This is a genomic window from Rhizobium sp. CCGE 510 (assembly GCF_000292525.1).
In the GTDB taxonomy this organism is placed as follows: domain Bacteria; phylum Pseudomonadota; class Alphaproteobacteria; order Rhizobiales; family Rhizobiaceae; genus Rhizobium.
Window position 1 is genome coordinate 1 of record NZ_AEYF01000011.1, and the last position, 26,889, is coordinate 26,889.

Sequence of the window (26,889 nt, forward strand, 5' to 3'; positions counted from 1 at the left end):
ATCGACCGCCTGATAAAACCAAGCCACAGTCCCCCCGGAAATCCCGGCCAGATGAGCCTCCAATGGTGACAAAATTTAAACCGGACAGTAGTGGCTCAAGGCCGAGCATGACGGAGGGTGGGGCTTAAGTCGCTGGAGATAGCTCAACCTGGCGCAAGCGAAGGGCGGTGGTGAAAGGTGTGCCGTGTGGCCCCCTCATCCGACCCTGCGGGTCACCTTCTCCCCGCTGGGGAGAAGAGGGAGCAAGACGCACCGACACTGCCCAAACGACGATTAGTCTATCCATGGACGTCCGCTTCTGGCGCGAAGCGGCCGAGTAGGCTCGTCGCCTAGGAAAGTCGTCTCGAAAACAGGCTTGCGAATCAGATAAGTGTGTGCTTATGTGTTGGCATGATCGAGAATGACTTTTTCCGAGCTTTGGCAGACCCGACCCGCCGCGCGATCTTTGAGAAGCTGGCGGCAGGCAGCATGAACGCCAGCGCCTTGCGCGAGGGCATGGAGATCAGCCAGCCGGCCATGTCGCAACACCTTGCGGTTCTGCGCAGTGCAAAGCTTGTGAGGGAGGAACGACAGGGGCGTTTCGTGAATTACGAGGTCGATCCCGATGGGTTGGCGCTGATCGCTCAGTGGCTGGCAAAATACCGCGCCTATTGGCCGGAGCGTATCGCAGCACTCAAAGTCTTGCTGAAGGACATGGATCAATGAACGAAGCGAAGACCAAGGAACAGGATAGCGGCGTCGAGTTGGAGTTTGACTTGGGCGATCCGCCGCAAAAGGTCTGGCGTGCCGTCACCATTCCCGAACTTCGGGAAAGGTGGTTGCCGAAGGAGGCATTGGCCGATCCCGATGCGATCACCGTCACCCCCGGCCAGGAAGTTCGCTACAAGCTGCGTGACGACAGCCCGCCATTCCTTGAAAGCACCGTGACCTTCACGATCACTCCGAATGCGACTGGCGGCACTTGCCTTCGGATCGTCCACGAACTGACGGACGCAAGATTTGATGGGATGACAAGAACGCCGGCGAACAGCAACAGTCCGCCCCTCATGCTCGCCGCCTGACGCGGCGAGCCTTACCCTAAGGTTCTGGAAGTTTGGAGGTCGCCGATGCGCGAAGCGATGCAGCTCGTCCCTATGGTCATAGAACAGTCCAGCCGGGGGGAACGATCATTCGATATTTATTCCCGGCTCCTGCGCGAGCGGATTATCTTCCTCAATGGCGAGGTGAACGACACCGTTTCGGCCCTCGTCTGCGCGCAGCTGCTGTTTCTGGAAGCAGAAAACCCCAAAAAGCCCATCTACCTCTATATCAATTCGCCGGGCGGCGTCGTGACCAGCGGTCTCGCCATGTATGACACCATGCGCTACATCCGCGCGCCGGTTCACACGCTCTGCATGGGCACGGCCCGCTCTATGGGATCGTTTCTACTGATGGCGGGCGAGCCGGGCGAGCGGGCCACCCTGCCAAATGCAAGCATCCTGATCCACCAGCCATCGGGCGGCTTTCAGGGGCAGGCGTCCGATATGCAAATTCACGCCGAGGAAATCCTGAAAACAAAGCAGCGTATGACACGGCTCTACGCGGAACATTGCGGGCGCTCCTATGAGGATTTTGAACGCGCTATGGACCGCGACCGCTTCATGACGCCGCAAGAAGCATTGGAATGGGGCTTGATCGACAAGATCATGCAGGTCCGCGAAGTCCCGGCCGATTAGTAAGGGATATGGCCGGTTGTCGCTAAAATGCGGCTGGAAAGGTCGGGTCGTGTTTGGCGAGAAGCCAACTCCACTTTCCGTCGTCCTCGGCATTGAGCCGAGGATCCAAGCCACGACTGTTGGCGGATGCGGCGTGGATTCCAGGCTCAAGGCCTGGAATGACGGAGGATGGAGCTAAGATCGCTGAAGGTGGCGCCCTGAGCGCAAGCGAAGGGCGATCATGAAAGTTGTGCCGTGTGGCCCCCTCATCCGCCCTACGGGCACCTTCTCCCCGCTGGGGAGAAGAGGGAGATTGCCGCTTCGCCAATGGCTCCATTGGATGTAATGCCTTTGGACAGGTGGGTTCGTTTTAGCAGTGTCGGCGCGCCTTGCTCCCTCTTCTCCCCAGCGGGGAGAAGGTGGCCCGAAGGGTCGGATGAGGGGGCCACGGGCACGGCATCAACGACGTCTAATCCATCCTTGGATGTCCGCTGCTGTCGCAATCGGGGCTATCCTCGCGCGCCTGCCGGCAAGTCCGGTCGTCGCGCTGCCACGCCCTGCGGGACGAGGCTGAGGGCAGCGATACCAGCCTCGTCGGCCGCACGCAAAAGCGCTTCGCGGAATTGCTCCGGGGCAATTTTGCCGCTGATGGCGTCGACGCAGGCTTTGACGGCAGCGACATATTCCTCGCCGTCATCGAACGGCCAGTCGTTCATCAGGAGACGCGCCGCGTCGCCTAGCGTCCATACGATCTTGCGAGATGCCGGACCTCGCAAAGCAAAACCGACCGGCGTGAATGCTGCTGATGTGTTCCAGCACATTGTCCTCGACCCCTCAAGGTGGGGATACTGCAATCCCCACTTTCAATATACGCGCATTTTATGAAAGTTGGAATTGAAATTTCGTGAAGCGTACCCCCTGAGCGCGAGGCTGCCGAATGTAGAAAGAAGGCGCGGTACGACCTTATGTCAAAGCGCCTTGCCCTGCGTCGACACGTGTTGTGCCGGTGGCATCTCAACCCTTCCGATCGCTCACCGCAGTTCGGCGGTGACGCGGAAAATGCCGCCGGCCGAAGCATCGGAGCAGACGACAAAGGTCGAGCCTTCCTGCGCCATGAAGGCGACGTTGCCGCCGGCTTCGCAGGGGGTGGCGCTCCATTGCAGGATGATGTCGCCATTGTCGGGCAGTTTCTCCGTTGCGATTTTCGTTGCACTCGCCATCCACTCGGTTGCCGACGGCAGATGGACGGGGGCGTTCAGCTGTTTCGACAACCAGGCGGTATAGGTCTGCGCCACGGCAAGCGGCACGTCGTCGGCCGGCTGCTCGGGATTGTCGGCATAGGCTTGTGCCGAGGCGGGATCGGCATTGGCGGTGTAATAGGCGGCCATTTCGGCGCGGGTGACGGCCTTGGCCTGCATGCAGAAGGATTTTTCGACCTTGACGGCGCCATTGGCAACGCCAAGCATGCCGCCGAGCTCCTTCATCGAGGCGGTCATCAGCCGGACATTGTCGAGCGAATAACTCCCGGCCGGCACGGTCTCGAAGGCAAGGGTCGGCGAAACCGGGCAGAAGCCGCGCGCCGACAGCGCCTCGAGATCGGCAAGGATCGGTTTGTACGCAACCACCGCCAGCTTATAGGCCTCTGCGTTGTAGCGGCCATCGGCCTCACTGAGCCTCGGCGCAAGTGATGCAAGCGTCGGATCGGCTGCACCGGCGCGTGTCGCGATCGAGGCGCTGAGATCGGCGACCTTCTGCTTCAGCGCCGTCGCCTCGTCCTTCGATGCCATGACGTCGGCGATGATGGTGTCGAAGAGTTTGGCGGCGTCGCCATAGGCTGATGTCGCCGCCGGCGTCTGCCATTGCTCGGCCTTGGTCTTGGCATCCGCCATCAGCCCCGTCGCCTTGGCGACGTCGGGACTATCGCCGGCGCCGATGCGGTTGACCGTTTCGCGCTTTTTCGCCGCGTCTTTCTCGGCCGCCGTCAGCGCCATCAGCGCCTTGGCGAGATCGCCGAACCCCGTCTTCGACGCCTCGTAGCCGTCGACGGCAGCATGCATCTGCTTGGCCGTGGCGCTGTCGGCGGCCGCCTTCATCTTGGTGTCGGCCTCGACAAAGGCCGGCGCCTTGTCGCCGCCCGCGGCCGATGCGGCGGTTTTGGCCTTTTCGGCATTCTCCTTTGATATGGCGATCAGCGCATTGCCGAGATTGATGGCGGCAGACTGGTAACCCGGAAGGGCTTTTTCGTAGTCTTCGTCCTTCAGCAGCGCATCGGCCGAGGTCAGCGCCGCCGCACCGGTGTCATAGGAGAGCTTTGCCTGGTCGCTGGCCGGGCGCTCCGGCGCCTTGGCGGCGATCGCCTGCTGTTTGCGGCTTTCGGCCTCCTTCTTCCAGACGCCGACATCGGCGACGAGTTTTGGATCCGGGCGCAGCAGTTTTGGGATGGTGACGACGCCGACGCCGATGCAGATCAGCAGCAGTGCCGCGATCATCGAGATCTTGGCAAGCGTCCACTTTTTCGGTTTCGGCGGCTCTGCCTGCTGCTGCATGCTGCCGCGCGGATCCCACGACATCGGCTGGATGCCTGTGGTCACCCTTGTGTATTCGCCGAGCGCATCGGCGCCGGTGCGCGGGCGCTGGGCCGGGTCGCGGCTCAGCATCCTTTCCACAAGGCTGGCGAGCCCCTCGGGAAAACCGGGGATCAGCACGTCGAGGCGGGGAAAGACGTTGGAAGGATCGAGGTGGATGTTCTTCCAGCTCTGCTCGCGCTGGTGCTCGTCTTCCCAGACCATGACGCTGTCGAAGACGCTGTTATAGGTCTGCCGCGGCAGGAACAGCTTGTAGGCGATCATGCCCATGGCGTAGATGTCGAGGGCTGCGGAGGCGGAGAACGTGCCGCTGGCATAGATCTCCGGCGCGCCGAATTCCGGCACATAGGGCGGGATGATGTGCTCGCCGATCTTCGAGATCAGATGCAGGTTGCCGATCCTGACCGACAGGCCGGAATAATCCTCCGAGACGTAGATGCACTGGTCGGTCAGGGCATTGTGGGCGTAACCGGCGCCGTGCAGGGTCGCCAGGCCCTCGAGGATGTGGCGGCCGATCTCGGCGGCACGCTCGTAGGCCACCATCTCGGTCTCGTCGAGATACTGGTGCAGCGTCTTCGACGGCCGCTTCTCGACGATATAGAAGTTGTCGTCTTCCGGCGATGGCGGGATCAGGTCCTCGATTTCGACGAAGCGCCGGGCGGTCAGCGATTTGGCCTCGTTGATGGAGGTCCAGACCCGCTCGAAACGTGCCTTGTCGAGTTTCAGCGCCACATCGGGGGCGACAATGAAGACCGCATGGTCCATCCGCTTGTCCTGAGCAGGATAGACGATGAACTCGTTCTCATAGACCGGCTCGCCGATCGTGTAGCGGGCGATCAGATCACTTCTCATGCACGTGTCCCCCTGCAATCATTGGCATTCCATGAAACCGAATTCTATTCGCCCGCTAGAAGCGGATCTCCAATCAGGCCGGCGGCCAGCACCAGCCCGGTCCTTGTGTCGCGAAGCGCGAAGGCGAAGCGGGCATCGGCGACGACGCGAACGAGTTTGGGATCGATGCTGCGTTCTGTGATCGCTGCCGTGGCTGCCGCCGCCTCCGTGCCGTTTTCATCAACCTTGATCATCGTCTTCTGAAGAACGCGCGACAAGCGAATGTTTTCCTTGGTAAAACCCGGAAAGGCCGCATGCTTGGCCTTTTCGGGCGTCAGGCCCATCTGATTGAGTATCGGCATCAAATCACGCCCGTCGTTCAGGGAAAAGCGGGGCAGGAAGATTTCGCCCTTGGCAACCTCGAATTTTTCCCCCTGCAGCCAGGACGTGAGCGCCTTCAGGTCGGCGCCGTCGACACCCTTGCCGGAGCGCGCCGCGACCACCACCATGCTGTAGCTCTCGCCTGTATAGGCAAGGTCGACGGCGGTGAATTTCTCATCGACGCGGAATTTCTGCGCATCGCCTGTGAGATGCATCATCGGTACCGAAATCGTCGAACCGTCCGGCCGCTGAAAGGGGCTTGCCGGGCTCTCCCGATCGAAGGAGGTCTTCCAGCGCGCTTTGAAGGACAGCGCGCCGAGGCTGACGAAGCCGCCGCCGGGTGGCGCGTCCAGCATGACGGGAATGGCGCCCCGCGTCGTCTGCTTGACCCAGAGGTTGATGTGCTCGACCGATGCCGGCCCGTCGAGATCCTCGATCGACGGTTTGATCCGGTGGGTGGCGAGCATGGCGAGCGCGTCGGGGGCGAGCACCAGCTTGTCGTCGAAGACGATCGCAACCGCCGTCGCCAAGGGCGCATCCGCGGCTGCCGGCTTCTCCGGGGTCATCGCGTCCAGCGCCGTTCCCGGTCCCTTCACCTCGCCGCCGAAGCCGAGGCCCTTGGCGATTGCCGCCTTCCCTTCGGCCGACGCGCCGAGGCTGGCGAGGCCAAGGGCGGCGGCAAGGCTTGCCGGCGACACCATGATATTGGCGGCAGCCTCCTTGGCCAGCGTACGGTCGATGAGCTCGGCGGCAAGCCCGGCCTGGGCGGCGAGCATCGATTTGCCGTCGCCGGAGTTGCCGGCATGGGCGGCAGGCACAAGCGTCAGCAGGGAAGCGGCAAGACCCGCCAGCAGAGTGGATTTCGGCATGGTTCCCTCCTCTTTTAGCGGATGCGATAGAATTTGGAATCGAACGACCACTTGCCCTGGCCGCCGGTCTCGTCGTCGCCGACGATCCTTAAAGTTCGGGCGAGATCGTAGACATAGTTGAAGGCGGCGCGCTGGCCGACCAGCGGGGTCGGCACATCCGGCAGGTCGAGCACTTCGATCGGCTTGTCGCTGAGGATGGCGACGACCATGCCGACGCCGGCCGGACCCTCCACCACATATTCGAAGCCGGTATAGGGATTGCGCGCATCGGGCACGACGACCGGCCGGGCCGGATCGAGCCGGTTGTCGCCGCTTTTGGCCGTCGGCTTCAGGCCCATGGAGCGCTTGTTCGGGTAAAGCTGGGTCAGCTTGCCGGAGGCATCGATATCGACCAGGATCAGGTAGCCTGATTTCTTGGTGGAGACGCGCATCGCCACCTTGTCGCCAATGCCGACCGAGGTGCCGGGCAGCACGTCGACGGCAACGCCCGCCTCATTGTCCGTCTTCAGCGTGTTCTCGACGGCGGCGACCGGGGTTTTCGCCTCCTCGCCGGTGATGACATCGCGGCCGAGCGCATCGGGCTGGCCATAGAATTGCGGCACCGGGGTGAAGCGGCAATCCTGCGCATGCGTCCGGCAATATTCGTCGGATTTGCGCCGGACATAATCGAGCAAAGCGGCATTGCTGACATTCGGCTTGTCGGCTGCACGCGCCACGCCGTCCTGCACACCTTCGATGAAGCGGCGGGTAAAGACGCCGATCGGTGGCTTGGCCTCGCGGTCGACAAGCGCCCACTGGCCTGCGTTGACGGCCGACCAGACCATGGCGTTTTCACCGCCGAAAGAGAATTTCGCTTCCTTGCCGGATTTGTTCGGCGGTTCGAGCGCGGCCAGCGCCGGGCCGAGGCAACGGACGTTGCCGCCGCTTGGTGCTGCCACCGCGCTGCGGCTGCCCGGCCCGACATGGCAGGCGTCGATCAGCAGCGTGACGCGGCGGTCCTTGAGGCTGTTCAGCCGCGCGGCGATTTCCGTTTCGCGGATCTGATTGGTGACCGTCACCTTGCCGGCCTCACGCACGAGCTTGGCATCGGCTGCGACAAGCGTCGGGCTGGTCGTCGCCTCGGCGCCCATTTCCTCGGAACCTTGGCCGCTGAAATAGAGGAACACGCGGCTTCCAGGCGTCGACTGGCGTACCAGCCAGTCGTCGATTTCGGATAGGATCGCCTCGCGGCTCGCCTTGCGATTGGTCAGAATGTGGATCTGCTCGGGGCGGTAAGCCAGTGTTTTGACGAGGAAAAGCTGCATCGCCTTGACGTCGCTGGCCGAGCCGGTGAGTTTTGCCTCGCGCATCTCATAATCGTCGATGCCGATCAGCAGCACACGGTCGCCGGGCGAGCTTTCGATGCTTGGTGCCTGGATGGTGGGCGCCTGGACAGTAGGCGTCTGGACGGCGGGCGTCTGGACGGGTTGGTCGGCGGCAGGCTGGTTGGCCGGCGGAGTATCGGCGGCAGGTGCGTCGGGCGTTTCGGTCGTGGCGGCAGGGGCGCTATCGCCGGTGGGCTTGGTGATGGCGAGGTTGGCCGTTTCCTGGCCGGACTGCCTCTGCTTCGTCCCGCTGCCGCTGGTGGTCGACGCCACCTGATCGCCGGTCGGCGCTTCGACGTCCGGCACGTCGCCCTCGGTCTTGGCGGCGATCCAGTCGCGGAAGGCGGCGACGCGGGTATAGACGCCGTAATGTTTAGCCTCGGCGCAGCCCGCACCCCAGCTGACGATGCCGAGCTGGATCCAGCTCTTATCCGGGCGCTGGGCCACCAGCGGCCCGCCGCTGTCGCCCTGGCAGGCATCCTTGCCGCCTTCGGCGTAACCGGCGCAGACATTGCGCTCGTCGATCGGGTTCATCCGCATCGAGCTGTCGCGATAGGCGGCGCGGCAATCCTCACGCGGAACGATCGGCAGCTCGACTTCCTGCAGCTCGGTCGGCAGGTATTTGTCGTCCCAGCCGTGATCGGCCTTGGTGTAACCCCAGCCGGTGACGACAGCCATGTGGCCGGCAGCCTCGACCTCGTCATCGGAGGCCGAGGCGAGAGTTGCCGGTTTGGAGACGGCGGGTTCGGCGAGCTTGATCAGGGCGATGTCATTGGCAAAAACCTTGCGGTCGAAATTCTCGTGGATCACCACCGTTTCGACGGCAAGGCCGGGCTTGTCCGGCCCGTCGACCGAGATCACCTTGTCGATCTTCGACTTGCCCTCGACGATCAGCAGATCGCGGGCGAACAGATCCTGCTTGCCGGAGCGGCCGCTGGTGACGCAATGGGCGGCGGTCAATATCCAGCGCGGCGCGATCAGCGAGCCGCCGCAATGGCCGCCGAAACGGCCGCGCTGTTCGGGATCGGGCGCCAGGATCTTGACCTGCCAGGGCCATTCGCCCTTCTTCGCCGCCTGGCCGCCGATGACGCGGCCGCCATCCTCGCCGGCGAAATCGGTATCCTGCTGGGCCAGCGCGGGTGCCGCCAGAAGCAGCACGACGGAGGCAATAGTGAGGATCCTGCTGATCGACGCGCTCATAGCTTGGCTCCGGCGGAGGTATAGAGGACCGTAAATCCGACGCGGGCGCCCTCGGGCAGGAATTCGCCGAGCCGCCTGGCGATATTGCCGGCGGTGCGGCGCCTGTCATTCTGCTTCAGGAACTCGACGAGTTCGGGCATCGGGGTTTCGGAGGTAACGGCGACGAGCAGATCGGTGCCGAACGGGGCGACGACGGAGAGATCGAGATCGAAACTTTCCGGCATCTGCGTCTCGGCATCCTTCTCACCGGGATAGAGGAACTGCACGGTTCCATCGCCGGTGACGTCGAAGAGCACGAGCTTGCGGCCGGCTATATCGGACACCGTGACGCCGACGCGCTCACCTTCGCGATGCACGCTGTCGGACGGCGTCACCCGCACGGTCTGCGGCTTGGCCTCCGACAGCCGCTTCAGCGTGTCGAGCGCCGCCATCCGGTCGACGACGAAGGGCATATCGCCGGCGCCGATGCCGGAGGCGACGACGTCGCCGCCGGCAATCGCCTCGCGTTTTTCGGGATCGAAGACGAGTTCGGCATTCGCGCCCTCGGTCAGCTTGAACGGCGTGATCGCGGGATCGATCCCCTGCAGCACCGGCTCGGCGCCGAGGGCGGCAACGCTGATCGGCGCGGGCTCGGCGGGCGGCGGCGTGGTTGATTTCGCCGCCGCTGCGACTGTGCCCGCCCCGTCGTAATGATAGACGACCGCGCGGTCGAGATCGGTTCCGGGCGGGCTTTCGGTGAAAATGTTCTGCCGCTGGTCGGTGAATTGGTAGACCGACTGGCGCACATATTCGAACAGTTCGCGGCGGCTGACGGCGCCGTCGCCGTTTCGGTCGGCCGCCCCTTCGAAGGCGCGGGCGGTGGCATAACTCAGCGCACCGCGCTTCTGCGGAATGCCGGGAATGGAGATCTCCGGGGACTTGGTGTTGTCGTCGACGGCGGCGAGGAAGGTCAGCCGTTTGTAATCGAAGCCGGTCGACAGCGCATCCGCCGTCGTCGAGATCGGCGCAAGGTCGTCCTCCTCGATCGTATAGGACGGGGCCTGGCGCCAGGTGATCTCGGCGCCGCGTGGATCGACGTCGCGGGTCAGGCCGCCGGCATGGCAGGTATCGGCGATGAAGACGACATCGGCGCCCTTGGCCTCGAGCTTGCGGATCAGCACCTTGAACTCGTCGCCGAAGATGCGCTCGCGCGATCCGGGCAGGCGGGTATCGAAGCCGGCGAGCACGTAGACCTCGTCGCGGCCGCTCGGCTTCGAGCCCTTGACGCGCTCCGGCTCGCTCGACCCGTGGCCGGCGATGCCGAGCACGACGAGATCGCCAGTCCCAGCCCGCTCGGTGACGGCTTCGATTGCGTGAAAGATGCCTTCGCGGTCGGCCTCGCCATTCTTCAACAGCGTCATGTCCTCGACGCCGACCGAACGCAGCGACAGCGAAAGGTCCTCGGCATCGGCGACGGCGCCGTGCAACGGCGGAACGTTGCGGTAAAGGTCGATGCCGATCAGCACTGCCCTGACCGCGCCGCGCTCCGGCGCTTCGATCGTCCTTGCCAGGCTGTCGGTGGCCGCCAGGGCGAGGAGGGCAAATGCGGCGGCCATGGAAACGGATGCGGACATGGCCAAACTCCCCTCGCCCCGCTATTCGCGACGCCACTCGACGCGGCGGTTCAGCGCGTCGACATCGTCTTCGGTGAGGTTTGCGGTTGCCGTCACATCGACCGGTTCGGAGGCGCCGCGGCCTTCGGCGTCGATCGAGGCGTCGATGCCGTGGCTCTTGAGGAAATCGGCAACGGCCTGGGCCCGGCGCTCGGACAGTTTCTGATTATAATCGTCACCGCCGCGCCGGTCGGTATGGCCGATCAGGATGACGCGACCGGGCTTCTGTTCCTTCAGCGCCTCGAGCAATTCCTGGGCGGCCTCGGTGCCGATCGAGGTGAAGCTCGATTTGTTGAAATCGAAGGTGATCGGCACCGGAATGGAGACCGGCACGATGCCGCGGACATTTTCGGAATAGATGCCGCCGAGCACGCCGCTGCGGTGATCCTTCTCGGCCGGCACGAAGCTGCCTTGAGGATTGTCGCTCGTCGGGTTGGCGGCAAGGATGCGGGCCTGGGCGGCGCGCTGGATAAGATCGGAGATCGTATCGGCCGGCGGCGCTTTCGGCGTGCGGGTCTCGTTCTTGATGATCTCGATCGCCTGCTGGTAATCGGCGGCGGCATCGGCAAAGCGGCGAGCGGAGAAATAGATCTCGCCGAGCGTGGCGGAGGCCTGCCAGAGCACCTGCGGGCTGTCGGCGGCGACAAGCAGCGGTTCGTAATCGGTGACCGGCTGGTTGGCGGCCATCATCTCCTGGGCGGCGGAAAGCCTGAGGGCGGCGACGCGGCGCTGGGCATTCACCTGGAACTGGCCGCATTCGGCGCTGACGGCGATCGCATCGGCTTCAGACGCGGCAGCGGTGATATCCTTGGCGGCAACGGCGGTGTTCAGCTTATCGAGAAGGGCGGTGCAGGCAGGCGTATCGGCGTTGGCAACCTCGATCTCTTCGCCGGCCTGGCTGGGTTCGGCCGAGCGGCCGAGGTTCAACTGCGGCATCTTGATGCTGAAGCCGCCGGGAAGCTTGAATTGCGGCATCTTGAGCTGCGGCATCGGCAGTTTCGGCATCTTCGTCTGCGACGACTGGGTCGGCTGCTTATATTGGGTCGGCCGGGTGGAGGCGGTGGTGTCGGCGGGGCCGATCAATTGCAGCTCGTCGGCGGCAAGCTCCTGGCCGGGCGCCAGATTGGTGACGATCTTGTATTTCTTCGGCGGCTGCGTCGTCGCCTGCTCCACAGGCTTCGGAGCGACTTTTTTCGGGGTGACGGGCTTCGGTTTTTCCACAGACGTTTCTGGTTTCTTGGCGATTTCCGGCTTCTTGGCGACTTCCTGTTTTATCACCGGCTTCGGTGCAACCGGCGGCTTTGCCGCCTGTTCGACCGGTTTTGCTGCGGGGGCGGCTGCAACAGGCGGGGCTGCTAGAGGCGGCAGGGCCGCCGGGCTGTCGACCGTCGTCAGCATCAGCGTCTTGCTGCTGATCTTGGTGCCGAGGCTGCGGGCCTCTTCAAGGCTGCGGGAAACGGCATCCATGCCGCCATCGACCGAGCGGAACATGCCGCTGCCGCTACCGCCGAGATCGGCGAAGATGGTCAGCGGCTTGGAGGAATAGAAAACCTTGATCTGCTCCTGTCCCACGGGGCCGGACACCTGCAGCCGGGCGCCGCTGGCCGGATCCGGCACCTGCACGCGCTTGCCGGCCCCGACAAGGGCGTCGGTCTGATACTTGTTGGGGAAGAGTTTGACGACGGAACCGTTCGGCGAGACGTTCAGCACCGTGACATAGCTGTTCTCGCTCGACTGGATGAACAGGCCGACAACTTCGCCGATGGCGTATTTGGCCTCGGCGCGATCGAAAGTGATGCTGACGGGCCCGGTCTGGGCCGGCGCTTCGGTCAGTGTGCGCTCGTTCTGCGCCACGACGGCGGGAACCACCGAAAAGAACGAAAGAAAGGTGGCTGCGGCCAGGATGGCTTTGCGGTGCGACATGGAAAGACCTCCTCTTCGAACAATCTCACACTGTGTTGAAGATGAGAATAGCACCGACCGGCGAAATTGGGATGGCTTTGCCTGTCTTGCTTGAGGGAGGGTTACAAATTATTTGGAACCGGAAAGAAACCGTCCCGGAAAAGACGTGAGCAAGACAGACGCTCGGCAATATCCTCCGCTCGATGTCGTCTTTTTGACTTTGAATCTGTGCTTAGTTCTTGGGTTTCTGCCCGGCTGATTTCAAAATCGAGATCAGGTCGCTCATGCCCTCGGGCGAGGAATTGTAGAGCCAGAGAATATCCGGATTGTCGACGGTCAATTCCTTGCCCGGCCCCGAGCCCATGTCGCGGCCGGGCGAAGTTGCATCGGGCAGTTTGTCCTTGCCCGGCGTCAGCCCCGTGGCTTGTTCATGTTTGGCAATGATCGCAGTCGCCGCGACAAACGCCTTTTCGTCATGCTGGCGCAGGGCGGCAAGCGAAGGGTTGCGCGCCGCCAGTGCGTCTTCGACCGGGCCGGCGCAAGTAAGCTGAGGCATCTGCAGCGCCAGCAGGAGGCCGATCGCCAAGGGTATGAGCCGGGATTTCGTCATCGTCGTCACATCCATCTTATGGGCGCTACTGCGCGCGAGAATAGGCAGGGGCCGGAAAGATGGCAACGGCGTTCGGTGCCAATCGATTGGGAGGGGTGAAATCGGCTGGCCGCGAGCGCAGCGCCCCAAATCGGGTCGCGCGGCTTGAGGTCAGAGGATCTTCAATTGCTGCAGGCCGAGGCGCAGATCGCGCAGCATCTCGCCGAAAATCTCCTCGATCACGCCCGTCGACCAGACGACCATGGTGCCGTAGGGCGAGCGCTTGCGCTGCATGAAACCCGCCGTCTCGAAATCGATCAGCGTCTTGCGGCAGGTCTCGCTCGACATCACCGCCACCAGGAAACGGGCGAGATTGGACTGGTCGATGGCACCGGATTTATCCGCCCAGTTCTGGATCAGCCGCGGCTTGGTGTCGGCGGTAAACATCGAGGCGAGCGCCCGATCCTGCGACAGCCCGAGCCGCTGCAGCTTGGCCGGATCGCGGGTCAGCGACACCACGTAATCATTGTGCAGATCGGCGAAGCGTTCGATATCCTCGGCCGTGTTGATGCCGAACACCTTCATCGAATAGAGGAACTCGGCCATCAGATAGGTCGGCTCGGAGCGCAATTGCGCCAGATGCTTGTCATCGGTGCTGGCGGAGGCTGCGCAGACGCGATCGGAGAAGCCTATCCGGGCGGCGCGAACCTGCTCCAGCAGGCTGATGTCGAGCGCCAGTTCGTCACCGTTCCATTCCAGCATAAGCATTTCCCGCCCGCAAATCTTGACGACGATGATCTTGTACTATCGCCGGCGCCGATCTCCAAATCGTTTGGAAAGCAACAGCTTGCTGACGAGGCGCATCTATCTTACCATTTCGAAGACTTGACGGTCACAGAGGGCCGAGCCGGCCTGACATCGTCCTGTTCGGGGGTCGAGAAGATGCGTAGTTTTGGGTCGCATATTCTGTTTGCCGCGGCACTTGCGGTCGCTTCGCCGGTTTTTGCCAAAGACACGACGATTATTGAGCTTCGCAGCGGCGATGGCGGCCGCTCGGTCGGCATTATTTCCGCCGGCGAGGAAGTCGAGGCATCCGGGCCGGCGGCGATCACCGTCGGCGACGACGGCACCATCTATATCCTCGACCAGAACAATGGCCGCGTGCTTGCGATCGACGCCGAGCGCTCGCAGGCCGACCCCGAAATCCTGCCTTTGCCGGAAAATGCCGCGCCGGAGGATCTCGCTGTCGTCCACAACGAACTCTACCTCTGGTCGGACGGCGTCGTGCCGCTCCAGCGCTCCACCGAGGCCGACGGAAGGTCGCAGACGCTGCGCGCCGTCGACGGTGGCGATGCAGACGACTACACCCGCTCGGTCTTTGCCTCGATGGGCTCGGTGCCGCCGGGACCGCTGAACAGCATCGTCGACGAAATCGGCCGCAGCACCAGCCGGCCCGAGGCCCGCCCGCCGGTCATCCAATATGTGCCGAGCCGCGGGCTTGGCGATGTCGTCGCCGAGGTTTCCGCAACAAACGACAAGGCCGAAATCCTGCTGCGGCGCAGCAGCTCGGAGGAGAATTTCCTGTCGCTGCCGTTTACCTCGGAGGGGCGGATCGGCACCGTCGAACTTCTCGACATCGACACGACCGGCAGGCCTTATGCGCTGGTCGAGCTGGTGCCGGCCGACCGGCCGGAGCGCACCGGCATGCTGGTGGTGCGCTTCACGCCGAACGGGGCGATGGACCGGGTCTACGACCTGCCGATCGACCCCGGCACGGTCTTTTCGAGACGCTTCGTGGCGATCGGCCCGCGCGGCGATGTGCTCTATTTAAGATCGCAGGAAAGCCGGGCGCAGGTGCTCCGGCTCGACGGCCGGGACCCTGGCCGCAAGCTTGCCGTTATCAGGCCGGCAAAACAGCTGAATGCCGGCAAGCCCGGCAAGGCGCCGAAGGTGGCGATCGTGCCGAAGTCGCGCAGCGACGTCATCGAGCGGGCGATCGGCTTCGAGACGCTGAACTGGCTGGTGACATCATCAGCCTATGGCAAGGATCCGGGCCCCGGCTGCCTCAACATGAACCGGCTGCGCCGGCCGATCTATCTGATCGGCAAGCGGGGACAGACGGTGAAGGGCGTTCCCTATTGCTGGGGCTGCAAGACGCGGCTCGAGGATTTCATGGACGGGGTGGAAAAGGGCCAGACAGCCGGCAATGTCTGCACCAAGAGCGCGCCGCAAACAAACATCCTCGGCGTCGACTGCTCCGGTTTCGTCAGCGACGCCTGGGGTCTGAAGATGCATGTGTCGACGCGCGCCATTCCCGATATTACCAAGCGCGTCTCCGACCCCTGGTCGATGCGGCCGGGCGACGCGCTGAACAAGCCGGGCTCGCATGTGCTGCTGTTCATGCGCTTTACCGACGACCGCAAAGTTGAGGTGATGGAGGCCTCGCCGAACGCCTGCAAGGGCCGCGTCTGCCGCAACACCTATTCGCTCGGCAGCCTGCTGATGCGCGGCTACCAACCGGTGCGCTTCAAGGGGTTGGATGGGTGAACGGGCAGAGTCAGGCGGCTGTTTTCGGCGCCAGCCGCCGCTTCGCCGTTGCCAAAAGCCCACGCGCCGCGACGTTCTCGACATAGTCCCGATAGGCGGGATCCCGGCTCAGCATGCGCTCTTCAGCGCGGGCGCGCAGCAGATAGATAAGACTGACGATCGCCAGCATGCCGGCCCGCGCAAGTCCTTCGGCAAGACCGCTGGCGACGAAGCCCGGGGTCGCAAACAGCCACCAGGAGATGTTCTTCGAGACATAGGCCGGATGTTTGATGAAGCGGTAGGGGCCTGATGTGATGATGCCGCGATGGGTCAGGTTGGAAAAACGCGGCCCGAAGGCAATGGTCGCCCAGACGTAGATCTGGGCGAAACTTTCGACAGCAGGCTACAACAGAGACCTTCTGGTACTCCCAAATAGCCGCTCGTTTTTAGTGATCATATAGCGGGCAGGACAGTGCTGGCAAAGTTACCGATTTTCTCCCTTGGCGGTTCGCAGTATCAAGGGCGAGCGAGATGGCTGCGTCATGAGCTTCCGATGTAGCCAGTGAAAAACCGTCGTCCACAGATACCATCTTGATATCGAGCTTCGCGTAATTCACCATATAGTACCCCGACGTCGTCGGCATAACCGCTTCAGGTCTGATCAGAAGGAGGTCCTGCGCCATCGTTCCGACAAAGAGTGGGCCACCCCAAATATAACGGAACGCATAAATGGGAATTCCGGCAGGGGAAGTGCCAAGTCGGCGGATATTTGTCTTCAAACGGCGGTCAGACCAGCCAGGATCGCTTCCGCCAGGGTCGCTGCCGCCTGAGCCACCGTCAGAACCGCCGCCCATGCCACCCGAGGAGCCGCCCGTGCCGCCGGAGCTTGAATTCCCAGCGGAGCCGTTATCAGAGCGGGAAAAAGCCGGTTCATTGCTCCTTGCGGCTACCCTTCTGACGGTCGGCGTTTGTTTTTTTGCTGTCGGCTGTTTGTTGACTGTCGGTTCTTCGCTGGCGAACAGTGTCCTGGCGCCTGGGTCGAAGATGCAACTCTGCAGCATTGCGCCAGAACCAGCGATGAAGGTCGAGCACAGGAGTACACGGATAAAGAGTTTGCTGGTCATATAGGGCGCCCCCAGATCGCCGTTTAGAAGAGATCGTATCTCGGATTTCGTTTCACCCAAGTCGCTTTGGCAAGAAGCACCAGCCTCTCGTTAAGCGATTTGGTCTTCGGAAGAGCCTTGAGTTCTTGTGGAGTCAGCTCGCTTGAAAAAGCCTCAGCTGCCTTCTTCTTTGCTGAATCAGCCAAGGATGCGAGCTCTTTGTCAGACTGTTTCTTAGGGTCGCCGGTCCCAGGTCTGTTGACTGCGCTTGCAAGAGCGAAATAGTGCGCTGCGGTGGCCAGGCTTTCAGGGTTTGAACCGTCGCCCTTAGCCATCTTGGCCCGCTCGAGCGCACTCCAATAATCACCGCGCTCGGCGCCCATTTCCAGCCATGTGATGGATGCGCGCTCGTCTTTAGGCACTCCTAAGCCGTCTCTATACATAAGGCCGATGTTTCGCGGAGCATAAGGCTGGCCGCCGTCCGCCGCCTTTTTGAAAAGTTCGAGTGCCTTCTCAAGATCTTGCGGCACGGTTTTGCCCGCACGATAGATCATCCCGAGGCTATTCATCGAATAGATGTCGTCTCGCTTGAGGCCGGACTCGTAAAAGCGAATGCCACGTTCTATGTCAGCTGGAACGCTGACGCCGTTGAAGAAGATGTAGCCAAGTTCGTTCATTGCATAGGTATGGCCCAAATCGGCCGCTTGAAGCATGAGCTTCAGGCCTTCTTGCGTATTGGCCTTGGTACCCCTGCCATAATAGAGGCTTTTCCCGTAGGCATAGAGCGCATAGGGATCACCCTTCTTCGCACCGATGGCGGCTATCTCGCTCGATTTATCGAGGTTTGCCGGTACAAATGCTCCGACAAGATAAAGTGCCGAGAGTTCAGAAATCGCCCGGACATGCCCGGCATCCATCGCCTTCTTGATCGTCGCGAAAGCCGTCTTGGTGTCGCGGTTGGCAAGCTGGGCGCGGCCGAGCTGGTAGACGAAGCGGGCCACCTCGGGATAGGCCTTTATCGCCTCCGTGCAGGCCGGCAGTGCAGCATCGGGGTCGATCTCGTTCGGCAGTTTGCCTGCGGTGACGCCCTGCAGATCGAGGGGTGCGGCGGCTGCGGTGTCGCAGGCGTCGAGCACCGGCTTGAAGGTGACGGTCGCCGGCGGCAGATCGTCGTTGGCGGCCTGCAGCGTCAGGGCAAAAGGCTGGTTCTCGGTGCCGATCTGCGGCTCGTAGGAAAGGCCCGGAATATCGGCCGCCTCAAGCACATGGCCGAGGCCGATGAGCCGGTCTCCGGTGCGCAGAGTGCCTTTGTCGGGTAGTGCTGCGACCTTGAAGGTCATTTCCGCAGCCGATGCCGGCACGACTGGCAGGCTGGCCGTGACGGGGCCGACGCCGATCGTCGTGTCGACGTCGCGTGGCAGGGTCTTCAGATAGGCGTCGGCGTCGGCAAGCCGTACCTGCTTTTGCTGTTCGAGCTGGGCAAGCTTGGCGCCGGCATCCGCCGAGACGGTGATCGCGACGACGCCCTGCGTTGCCTGGCCGTAAGGATCGCTGACGGTGTAACCGATCAAGCCGACGGTGCCGGCGGTAACGCCCGAGGAATCATAGGTCAGTGCCGTCAGCGCCGCGGCGGGCATTTTGGCGCCCTGCTCGACCGGCTTGCCGTCGAAGCTGAGTTTGCCGGTCTGGGGAAGCTGGGTCAGGGTGACGAGCAGCGTCGAGCCGGTCTCGTCATGCGGTGGGGCGATCGGCAGTCTCGTGGCGGCAGCACCCTCCGGCACGCTCACCTGCTGCATCGACTCGACGCTTGGCGGCGGTGGCGCCGGAATGAAATAGAAACTGTCCATCAGCGAGGAGTTTTCCCAGGGGACCTGCTTGCCGCCGGTCATGGCGATCACGTCGCGGCGCACATCGGTCAGAACCTGGCGGATTTCCTTATTGGGTTCGCTGGCGCGTTTGATGAAGGATTCCGAATAGGGGCTCAGCGCCCCGGTGCCATCGAGCGCCACCTGGCCCGGTTCCGTGGAAAAGGCGATCAGGCTGCCGAGATCGCTGTCGATGCGCGCAAGGCCGCGGGTGGCGCCGACCGGTTCCAATTTTTCCGCCATCCAGAATTTCTGGGCGTTGAAGGGATTGTTGCGGCAGGCGTCGAGGAAGATCAGCTGCACCCGCGAATTCTGCTTGAGATGGTTCAGGATGAGGTCGAGCGGCATGGTCTGCGTCTCGACGTCATAGGGCGTCTCCAGCGTCGCATCGACCGGCACGAGGAAATTCTGCCCGCCCACCTGGATGCCGTGGCCCGAATAATAGATCAGGCCGGCCTCGGCATTGCTGGTCGAACGCAGGAAGCGGCGCACCGTCTCCTCGAGCCCGATGCGATCGACATTGATGCCGATCGTCACATCGAAACCGGCTGCCCGCAACGTGGTCGCGACCTCTTCGACATCATTGGCGGGATTGGGAAGCGAAGGCAGCGTCTTATAGACCGAGTTGCCGATGACGAGGGCGACGCGGCGGCCGCTCTCTTGCGTGATGGCGGCATGCGCGACGCCGATCGACAGCAGTATTGCCGCGACGGTCAGCAGATAAGCACATAGTCTCCAGGCATTGTGGAACTTGGGCATGGCTCGATCGCAAACATTCTATTGTTTAAGCTCAATAAAATTTGCTGGCCTGCTGGTGCTAGGCCCCCTCCGCATTCACAGTTTGAAACTATTCCTCGACGCTGCAAAAAGCAAGCTTCGCCCGCCTCCAAGTGAATTGGAGCAGTCCTGTCGGATTGGAAGCCCATTGGCGGCAGGAAAGACTGTCGAAATCAGGAATTTATCCTACGGACGGCAGCGGATACGTCAGCGACGGCGAAATTTCCTTAGCTTCGAAACGTATAGTTGCTGATCGAGGCCGGTTTCATCTCGATGGAGAAGCCCGGCAAGGTCGGCGGCATGTAGGCTGCGTTCTCGATCCGGCAGGGGTCGAGGAAGTGTTCGTGCAGGTGATCGACATATTCGATGACGCGGCCTTCTTTGGTGCCAGATACCGCGACGTAATCGATCATCGACAGGTGCTGCACATATTCGCAGAGGCCGACGCCGCCGGCATGCGGCCAGACCGGCAGGCCGAATTTGGCGGCGATCAGCAGCACGGAGAGAACTTCGTTCAGCCCGCCCATGCGGCAGGAATCGATCTGGACGATGTCGATTGCGCCTTCGGCGATGAATTGCTTGAACATGATGCGGTTCTGGCACATCTCGCCGGTTGCAACCTTCACCGGCGCAATCGCCTGGCGGATCTTGCGGTGGCCGGCGATATCATCGGGGCTAGTCGGTTCCTCGATGAAGAAGGGCTTGGCCGGGGCAAGCGCCTTGACCCAGTCGATCGCCTGGCCGACGTCCCAGACCTGGTTGGCGTCGATCATCAGGTAGCGATCGGGACCGATCACCTCGCGGGCGATCCTGAGGCGGCGGATATCGTCGTCCAGGTCGCGGCCGACCTTCATCTTGATATGGTTGAAGCCGGCGTCGATCGCCTCCTTGCAGAGGCGGCGCAGCTTTTCGTCCTCATAACCCAGCCAGCCGGCCGAGGTCGTGTAGCAGGCGTAGCCCTCTTCTTCGAGGATGGCGATGCGGTCGGCCTTGCCTGCCTCGGCGCGCTTGAGGATCTCGATCGCCTCCTCACGCGTCAGCACATCGGTGAGGTAGCGGTAGTCGACGATGTCGGCGATCTCTTCCGGGGACATTTCGGCGACGAGCCGCCAGACCGGCTTTCCCGCCTGTTTGGCAAGCAGATCCCAAACGGCGTTGACGACGGCGCCGGTCGCCAGGTGAATGGCGCCTTTTTCCGGGCCGATCCAGCGCAACTGGCTGTCGCTGGTCAGATGCCGCCAGAATTTGCCGGGATGCGCCAGCACGTCGCCGAGGTCGGCGCCGACGACGAGATGGCGCATCGCCTCGATCGCCATGCAGCAAATATCGTTGCCGCGGCCGATGGTGAAAGTCAGGCCGTGGCCGGCAAGATCAGGCGCATCGGTATCGAGAATGACATAGGCGGCCGAATAGTCCGGATCGGGGTTCATCGCATCCGATCCATCCAGGCTTTGCGAGGTGGGAAAGCGGAGATCGAAGACACGAAGGTCGGTGATGCGGGTCATGGTTGTTCTCCCAATTGCAATAGCCGGATGGCCGGCACGGCGGCCGGCCGGCTTCCTTAGCTGAAGTTAGATCGTCCAGCCGCCGTCGATGGCGATCGCCTGGCCCGAAGTATAGGTGGCGCCGGCGAGATAGACGGCGAGATCGGCGATCTCTTCAGGCGAGCCGAGCCGGCCCATCGGCTGGCGGGCGATGAAGGCGGCGCGGGCTGCGTCATAGTCGCCCTGGGCGCGCATGCGGTCCTGCAGCGATGGGCTTTCCACCGTGCCGGGGCAGATGGCGTTGCAGCGGATGCCCTCGGCGACGTAATCGGCGGCAACGGATTTGGTCAGCCCGATGACCGCCGCCTTGGTGACGCCATAAGCGAAGCGGTTTGGGACGCCCTTGATGCTGGAGGCGACGGAGGCCATGTTGATGATCGACCCGTCCTTGCGTTCGCGCATGCCGGGCAGCACGGCACGGATGGTGCGGATCATCGCCTTGACGTTGAGGTCGAGGGCAAATTCGAAATCGGAATCCTTCATCTCGAGGATCGAGCCGGCATGAACGAAGCCGGCGCAGTTGAACAGCACGTCGACCGCGCCGATCTCGGCGACGAGAGCCTTGACCGCATCCTCATCGAGCACGTTCAATTGATGGGTGGAAACCCCGGTTTCCACAGCTAACGTCGCCAGCGCCTCGGTATTGATGTCGGTCGCGTGAACCTCGGCGCCGATCGCGGCAAAGGCTGCCGCCGTCGCCCGGCCGATGCCCTGGCCGGCGGCGGTGATGAGAACTGTCTTGCCGGAAAGTCTGTTTGTCATGTCACGGGCCTTTTCTGGAAGTGTCTACGCTGAACGATGGAATGCAGTTGTCTTGAGGGCTCGGGCATACGCCTCTCCCACTTTGCGCGCTTTGACCGCCCTCCGGCAAGATAGTGCTGGCAGCCTGCTGCCTGGTTTGGTTTCCGGAAGCGTGCGATATCTCACATCGACCGAGCTGCGTCTTCAGTGATGATTTGTCTGTTTATAGACAAACAGACGATGAGCCAAGGGTCAAGCGCAAACTTTTCCTTTTCCGGCCTCGGTTCTGCGTATATGCAGAATGATATTCACAGGAGGAAGGAATGGAGACCGACGAGTCAGACCGCTACCGCGCTCCTGCGCTCGACAAGGGCCTCGATATCCTGGAATTGCTTGCCAGCGTCGACAGCGGCCTCACCCAGGCGGAAATCGCCAAGCGGCTCGACCGCAGCCCCAACGAATTCTACCGCATGCTCGACCGCCTGGTGCGCCGCGGTTACGTCACCCGACTGGATGGCGACCGCTATTCGCTGACGCTGAAGCTCTTCGGTCTTGCGCAACTGCACACGCCGGTGCGCCGGCTTGCTTCCTACGCCACGCCGCTGATGCGCGATCTCGCCCAGCGCACGCGCCAGGCCAATCACCTTGCTGTCTTCGATCGCGGCGCGGCTGTTGTCATTGCCCAGCAGGAGGCGCCGGACTACTGGGGGTTCTCGATCCGCATCGGCGCCCATATCAGCCTGTTCGACACCGGTTCGGGGCATGTGCTGCTCGCCTTCCGCAGCGAGGAGGAGCGAGAGATGATGATCTCGGAACATGTGCGCAGCCGCGCCGACATGAAACTCGGCGCCGATTTCTACGATCGTCTCGACCAGATCCGCGAGCGCGGCTACGAGATGATGGCGAGTGCCCAGACATCCGGCGTCTATAATCTCTCCGCGCCCGTTCTCGGGCCGGATGGGCGCTGCATCGCCGCCCTCACCTGCCCCTTCATCGCGCTCGTCAATGCGCCCACGGCTCCCGATATCACCCAGGCGATCATGCAGGTGCAAAAGACCGCCGCGCAGCTTTCGCTGCTCGCCGGGGCTGATGTCGCCAATTCTGGCTGAGATCACTGCGAGAGCGGCCCCTCATCCGCCTGCCGGCACCTTCTCCCCGTAAACGGGGCGAAGGGGATATGCCGCGACCTCTCCGTCCCTCGCCAACATCTCGCATTGCACGTCCCCTCTCCCCGTCAAAACGGGGAGAGGGCTAGGGTGAGGGGCAGCCGCGGACGCCAACTGAACTGCAACACCTGACGTCAGGAATTTCTATTTGAACAATCCATTCACCGGGGATAGCTTGCGGCACAGCCAGCCTTGGAGGAGAAAAGCGTGCTCATCGACACCCACCTGCACATCATCGATCGGGCGGCGCTGCCTTATCCCTGGCTCTCCGGCGTCCCGGATCTCGATCATGACTTTCTCTATGAGACCTACGCGGCCGAGGCGCGGCGCTGCGGCATTACCACGGCGCTGCACATGGAGGTCGACGTCGATCCCGCCGCGATGCAGGGCGAGACCGATCACATCGCCGGCATCGCCGGGAAGGAAGGCAGCCTGATTGCCGGCGCCATCGTCTCCTGCCGGCCGGAAGAGCAAGGTTTTGCCGCCTATCTCGAGCGGCAAAAGGCCGATCGCTTCGTCAAGGGGTTCCGCCGCGTGCTGCATGTCGTGCCCGACGATGTGTCGGAAGGCGCCCTGTTCCGCGAAAATATCCGGCGCATCGGCGGCAGTGGCCTGACCTTCGACCTTTGCACATTGCCGCACCAGGCGGGCCGCGTGACCGCCCTCGTCGATCTGGCGCCCGATGTGCAGTTCGTGCTCGACCATTGCGGCGTGCCGGATATCCGCTCCGATGCGTTCGAGCCATGGAAAGCCGGCCTCTCGGAGATTGCCCGGCGGCCGAACGTCGTCTGCAAGGTCTCCGGCGTCGTTGCCTATGCCGATGCCAAGACATGGACGGCGCAAACGCTGCGGCCCTATATCGAACATGTGATTGCAAGTTTCGGCTGGGATCGTGCCGTCTGGGGCAGCGATTGGCCGGTCTGCACGCTCGGCGGCGGCCTGTCCACCTGGGTCGCGGCGACCCACGCCGTGCTCTCCGGCAGCAGCGAGGCGGAGCGGTCCAAGCTGCTTTTCGCCAACGCACAGCGTCTCTGGTCGCTTTGACGTTACAAAACCAAGCAACCGGGCTTAAAGCCGTGCCATTTCGGCCTGTTTTTTGTACCGTTCTGGAACAAAACAGCTGCAATATTCTGCCTTAACGCTATCTGCATGCAAGCAATTGCTAGCCTTATTTTTCTCGGCTAAAAGTTGTTGACACGGATATGGCGAATAACCCCGTGTCCGCGGCCTTCAGGAGGGAAAATGAAATGAAAGAAGAACCACATTCCGTCGATGTTCACGTCGGAAAGACCATCCGTATCCAGCGTCTGTTGAGGAAAGTTTCTCAAACGGAACTGGGCGATCGTGTCGGCGTAACGTTCCAGCAGATCCAGAAATACGAAAAGGGTTCCAACCGCGTTTCCGCCAGCATGCTGGTTGAAATCGCCGGCGCGCTGAAGGTCGATGTCAGGACGTTTTTCGACGATCTGTCGGCCCCCGATACGGCCAACGACAACCTGGCTCCCAGCGAGGAATTCATTATTTCGCGCGAAGGTGTGCTTCTGAATGCTGCGTTCTTTTCGATCAAGAACGAAGCTCTTCGCAAGAAGATCCTGAAGCTCGTCCAGGCGATTGCCAACACCGAACAGATGGACGGCGAAGCGGCCGAATAAACCAGGTCTCTTCACGCGATCTGGGCGGACCGCATCGGGGTTAATGGCGATCGATCAGGATTAGATTCTCGCTGGCATCCTTCATTGCGATCTTGGCTTTGCTGCCGACCAGCTTCTCGAGATTGACGTCAAGCTCCCTGTCGGGATCTATGCCGTCCCAATCGATGACGACCTGCAGCAGCGCCATGTTCGTCAGGTGCATCAGATTACGCAGCTGAAGCTTTTCAGCCTCCTCCTTGGCCGCCGACAGCAGCCGGAAGATTCTTGCGTATTGGCTGCCGGTACCTTCATTGCGTTGTTCAAACATCGTTTCCGCCCCTTTGGCCGTGAAACCCTACGATTCCATCACTGCTGCATCTTTCAGCCGCGACCGTTATTCAAGCGTTACAGGAACCGCATTGCGCGTGACTTCGGCGTGCAGAAGCTCCCAATGCGAGGTCGCGGCAAAGCGCCAGTCACGATTGACGGGAAAGAATTCGTCCCGGCGCAGCCATTCCAGCACCAGTCGGGCATCGTTGCGCTTGCGCTCGACGCGGCTTCCGCGGATTGCGGCGAGGATCTGGTCGCGGCGCGGCTTGCGGAAATGGCACTCGTCGGCGACCTTGGCGTAGGTGCGCTCGGAAAAATGCAGAAAACGGCCGGCAAGGAGCAGTTTCTTGCGCTCGCCCGACGAGATCTCGCCGCCGGCAAGAAGCGCGTCGATCGTCGGCTCGAAATCGACCCAGGGCACGGAGAGCGGCAGCCAGCCGAGCGCCTGCGGCGCATGCACCAGCGCGACGGCCTCGTCGTCGAGCAGCCGACCTGCCTCGTAATCTTCGAAGATCGAGCCGAGCCCGACCATGCCGAAGGGGCCGCATTCGGCCGCCCGTAACGCGCCCATGCTGGCGCCGCCGGCAACGGCGACGTCGTGTTCGAGGGCGAAAAGAATTTCCTTGTGCCAGACCGAAGGCAGATCGCCGAAATAGCCGTCGACGAGGCCGATGGCGGTGGCGCCGTCGTGAACGGCCTTGAGGATGTCACCGCAAGCGGCCGGCGGCCGGAAATCGATGCGCGGGGACACGGCGCGCGCAGCAGTGAGATCGCTGCCAAGGCTCGGGCCGACGAACAGCACCTTCATGACTGGGCTCCTTTCAGGGTGTTGACCGCGCGCATGCCGAGCTGAATGTACCGGCCCGAGATATCGACCTCCAGGCCGGGCACGATCACCCTGACGACCGAGACCGGCAGGGTCCGATGCGCAAACGGCACGACGACGATCTGCTCGATGCCGGTTGCCGCCAGCCGCTCGGCAATCTGGCCGATGGTTTCCTGGATCGTCGCCGCACGGCGATCACGAGCCTGGAACGCGCGCATCCGGCCGTCGCCTTCGCAGAGTTCGACCACCTGCTGCATCGCGGCACTCTGATCGAGCCGCTGATAGATGCGCGGCGAGAAATCGTCACGGCTGCCGGCAATCGCGGTCAGCCGGCTTTGCGCTGCTTCGGTGATGGCGCGCAGCGCCGCGCGCACCGGGTCGGGATGGCAGCCGCAGCCGCCGCAGACATGCGCCCAGCGCGCGTCGACACGATCGGAAAGATTGCCGGGCATGATGACGGCCAAAAAAGCGGGAATGCCGATATCCGTGGTCATGTCGAGCAGCAGCAGCCGCATGCCGGCGCGGGTGATCCGATCGGTCATGATATCGATGACCGCATCGTCGAAGGAGGCGGGGTCGATGCGGCTTTCCTTCAGCCGCTGCGGCGATTTCAGCTGGGTCAAGGCCCAGGCGTCACGCTCCACCAGCTCGCAAAGCCCATGCAGGACCGCTTCGGACGGCGTGTTGCCGGAGGCGAGCCCATCGCTCGACTGCTCGAAGCCCGGCGGCCTTTCGCCGCGATGATCGAGGCCGACGAGCCACCAGGGCACGAAGACGCTGCTGCCGGAAAGGATGTCGAGCCCGGAGCACCAGGGAATAAGACCGCTGCCGATCTCGTCCGGCGCGCAGCGGGCGACATTGTCGAGATCGATCATGGCGGCATGTTCCGCCCGCATGCTCGCGGTCGTCGCCAGTGTCAGGTCGGCCGGGGGGATTTCGGCGATCCGCGTCTCGATCGCTTCCATGGCGGCCGAGGTCATGGCGGCATCATTGTCGATACCCTTACCCTGGAAGACCGAAAGCGTATGGCTATTGGGCCGCGTCGCGAAGGCGACGGGGATGTTCAACACGTCAAGCGCGGTCAGCAGACCGACGCGCGTGATGCCGAATTCGCGCAGATGCGGCCTGATGGCCGCCAAGGTTTGCGCGGGTGTGACGGCGCGGTCGTGATAGTCGCTGACGCCGGCCGATGATCGTTTGAGGTCACCGGCAAGCGTTTCCATCTCTTTCTTTTCACACAATTCCGGACGCAAAACCGCTTCACACTTTTGCTGGAATTGCTCTAGATCGGTGAAAACGGACATACCTATCTG

At 62.6% G+C, this 26,889-nt stretch carries 22 protein-coding genes and 2 pseudogenes; 7 read left to right on the forward strand and 17 right to left on the reverse strand.

Translation table 11 applies throughout. The features are described 5' to 3' along the window. The first annotated feature begins 390 nt into the window (after positions 1–390). The 3 genes from RCCGE510_RS05900 to RCCGE510_RS05910 are packed head-to-tail and all read left to right on the forward strand — an operon-like array spanning position 391 to position 1,715. Complete coding sequence (locus tag RCCGE510_RS05900; RefSeq protein ID WP_007628095.1) at positions 391–705, forward strand: metalloregulator ArsR/SmtB family transcription factor; 315 nt, start codon at positions 391–393, stop codon at positions 703–705. Beyond that, the gene (locus tag RCCGE510_RS05905) at positions 702–1,061 is read left to right on the forward strand and encodes an SRPBCC domain-containing protein (RefSeq protein ID WP_007628097.1); all 360 of its coding nucleotides are present in this window, start codon (positions 702–704) and stop codon (positions 1,059–1,061) included. Before RCCGE510_RS05900 ends, RCCGE510_RS05905 begins: the two co-directional genes overlap by 4 nt. A 45-nt stretch (positions 1,062–1,106) precedes the next feature. Further along, on the forward strand, positions 1,107–1,715 hold the full coding sequence (locus RCCGE510_RS05910; protein ID WP_007628099.1) for an ATP-dependent Clp protease proteolytic subunit: 609 nt from the start codon (positions 1,107–1,109) through the stop codon (positions 1,713–1,715). A gap of 216 nt (positions 1,716–1,931) precedes the next feature. On the opposite strand, the pseudogene RCCGE510_RS36050 reads toward RCCGE510_RS05910, so the two are convergent. The 9 genes and pseudogenes from RCCGE510_RS36050 to RCCGE510_RS05950 form a co-directional block, all read right to left on the reverse strand. Further along, a pseudogene (locus RCCGE510_RS36050) lies at positions 1,932–2,149 on the reverse strand (hypothetical protein); the annotation flags it as partial. A gap of 54 nt (positions 2,150–2,203) precedes the next feature. Then, on the reverse strand, positions 2,204–2,515 hold the full coding sequence (locus RCCGE510_RS05915; protein ID WP_007628101.1) for a DUF982 domain-containing protein: 312 nt from the start codon (positions 2,513–2,515) through the stop codon (positions 2,204–2,206). A 210-nt stretch (positions 2,516–2,725) separates the two neighbouring features. Continuing rightward, complete coding sequence (locus tag RCCGE510_RS05920; RefSeq protein WP_007628103.1) at positions 2,726–5,131, reverse strand: serine/threonine protein kinase; 2,406 nt, start codon at positions 5,129–5,131, stop codon at positions 2,726–2,728. Positions 5,132–5,175: 44 nt separating this feature from the next. Continuing rightward, entirely contained in the window at positions 5,176–6,360 is a 1,185-nt protein-coding gene (locus RCCGE510_RS05925; protein WP_007628105.1) for a serpin family protein, read from the reverse strand. A 14-nt stretch (positions 6,361–6,374) separates the two neighbouring features. Beyond that, positions 6,375–8,924, reverse strand: a complete 2,550-nt coding sequence (locus RCCGE510_RS05930) for a trypsin-like serine protease (protein WP_007628107.1) — start codon at positions 8,922–8,924, stop codon at positions 6,375–6,377. Next, the gene (locus tag RCCGE510_RS05935; protein WP_007628109.1) at positions 8,921–10,537 is read right to left on the reverse strand and encodes a caspase family protein; all 1,617 of its coding nucleotides are present in this window, start codon (positions 10,535–10,537) and stop codon (positions 8,921–8,923) included. The genes RCCGE510_RS05930 and RCCGE510_RS05935 overlap by 4 nt, the downstream gene beginning before the upstream one ends. A 21-nt stretch (positions 10,538–10,558) precedes the next feature. Beyond that, positions 10,559–12,499, reverse strand: a complete 1,941-nt coding sequence (locus RCCGE510_RS05940) for a DUF4384 domain-containing protein (RefSeq protein ID WP_007628111.1) — start codon at positions 12,497–12,499, stop codon at positions 10,559–10,561. Between the two features lie 211 nt (positions 12,500–12,710). Beyond that, positions 12,711–13,088 (reverse strand): hypothetical protein, encoded by a 378-nt coding sequence (locus RCCGE510_RS05945; protein WP_037077925.1) that lies wholly within the window; start codon positions 13,086–13,088, stop codon positions 12,711–12,713. 150 nt (positions 13,089–13,238) lie between these two features. Next, a complete protein-coding gene (locus tag RCCGE510_RS05950) occupies positions 13,239–13,829 on the reverse strand; it encodes a hypothetical protein (protein ID WP_007628115.1) in 591 nt (196 codons plus the stop codon). 180 nt (positions 13,830–14,009) lie between these two features. Between RCCGE510_RS05950 and RCCGE510_RS05955 the strand changes: the two genes are divergently transcribed. Beyond that, the gene (locus tag RCCGE510_RS05955) at positions 14,010–15,614 is read left to right on the forward strand and encodes a hypothetical protein (RefSeq protein ID WP_007628117.1); all 1,605 of its coding nucleotides are present in this window, start codon (positions 14,010–14,012) and stop codon (positions 15,612–15,614) included. A gap of 10 nt (positions 15,615–15,624) precedes the next feature. Here the strand turns inward: RCCGE510_RS05955 and RCCGE510_RS33140 are convergent. From RCCGE510_RS33140 to RCCGE510_RS05980, 5 genes and pseudogenes are all read right to left on the reverse strand, one after another. Then, positions 15,625–15,972 (reverse strand): annotated as a pseudogene (locus tag RCCGE510_RS33140) (isoprenylcysteine carboxylmethyltransferase family protein); the annotation flags it as partial. Between the two features lie 67 nt (positions 15,973–16,039). Further along, complete coding sequence (locus RCCGE510_RS35100; RefSeq protein WP_007628121.1) at positions 16,040–16,717, reverse strand: tail fiber domain-containing protein; 678 nt, start codon at positions 16,715–16,717, stop codon at positions 16,040–16,042. A gap of 23 nt (positions 16,718–16,740) precedes the next feature. Continuing rightward, positions 16,741–19,320: a caspase family protein gene (locus tag RCCGE510_RS05970; RefSeq protein ID WP_007628123.1), complete on the reverse strand. Its 2,580-nt coding sequence runs from the start codon at positions 19,318–19,320 to the stop codon at positions 16,741–16,743. Positions 19,321–19,565: 245 nt separating this feature from the next. Continuing rightward, positions 19,566–20,843 carry an L-fuconate dehydratase gene (locus tag RCCGE510_RS05975; RefSeq protein WP_007628125.1) on the reverse strand — a complete coding sequence of 426 codons (1,278 nt, stop codon included), beginning with the start codon at positions 20,841–20,843 and terminating at the stop codon, positions 19,566–19,568. Between the two features lie 66 nt (positions 20,844–20,909). Further along, a complete protein-coding gene (locus RCCGE510_RS05980) occupies positions 20,910–21,644 on the reverse strand; it encodes an SDR family oxidoreductase (protein ID WP_007628127.1) in 735 nt (244 codons plus the stop codon). A 302-nt stretch (positions 21,645–21,946) separates the two neighbouring features. Here RCCGE510_RS05980 and RCCGE510_RS05985 point away from each other — a divergent pair, with 302 nt between their 5' ends. The 3 genes from RCCGE510_RS05985 to RCCGE510_RS05995 all read left to right on the forward strand — a co-directional run bounded on the left by RCCGE510_RS05985 (position 21,947) and on the right by RCCGE510_RS05995 (position 24,441). Further along, positions 21,947–22,732 (forward strand): IclR family transcriptional regulator, encoded by a 786-nt coding sequence (locus RCCGE510_RS05985; RefSeq protein ID WP_007628129.1) that lies wholly within the window; start codon positions 21,947–21,949, stop codon positions 22,730–22,732. A 264-nt stretch (positions 22,733–22,996) separates the two neighbouring features. After that, a complete protein-coding gene (locus RCCGE510_RS05990; protein WP_007628132.1) occupies positions 22,997–23,833 on the forward strand; it encodes an amidohydrolase in 837 nt (278 codons plus the stop codon). Between the two features lie 203 nt (positions 23,834–24,036). Then, positions 24,037–24,441: a helix-turn-helix transcriptional regulator gene (locus RCCGE510_RS05995; RefSeq protein ID WP_007628134.1), complete on the forward strand. Its 405-nt coding sequence runs from the start codon at positions 24,037–24,039 to the stop codon at positions 24,439–24,441. A 40-nt stretch (positions 24,442–24,481) separates the two neighbouring features. Here the strand turns inward: RCCGE510_RS05995 and RCCGE510_RS06000 are convergent, their stop codons facing one another. The 3 genes from RCCGE510_RS06000 to RCCGE510_RS06010 all read right to left on the reverse strand — a co-directional run bounded on the left by RCCGE510_RS06000 (position 24,482) and on the right by RCCGE510_RS06010 (position 26,799). After that, complete coding sequence (locus RCCGE510_RS06000; protein ID WP_007628136.1) at positions 24,482–24,748, reverse strand: hypothetical protein; 267 nt, start codon at positions 24,746–24,748, stop codon at positions 24,482–24,484. Between the two features lie 66 nt (positions 24,749–24,814). Then, positions 24,815–25,558 carry a TfuA-like protein gene (locus RCCGE510_RS06005; protein ID WP_007628138.1) on the reverse strand — a complete coding sequence of 248 codons (744 nt, stop codon included), beginning with the start codon at positions 25,556–25,558 and terminating at the stop codon, positions 24,815–24,817. Further along, the gene (locus RCCGE510_RS06010; RefSeq protein ID WP_037077921.1) at positions 25,555–26,799 is read right to left on the reverse strand and encodes a YcaO-like family protein; all 1,245 of its coding nucleotides are present in this window, start codon (positions 26,797–26,799) and stop codon (positions 25,555–25,557) included. The genes RCCGE510_RS06005 and RCCGE510_RS06010 overlap by 4 nt, the downstream gene beginning before the upstream one ends. Between the last annotated feature and the right edge of the window lie 90 nt (positions 26,800–26,889).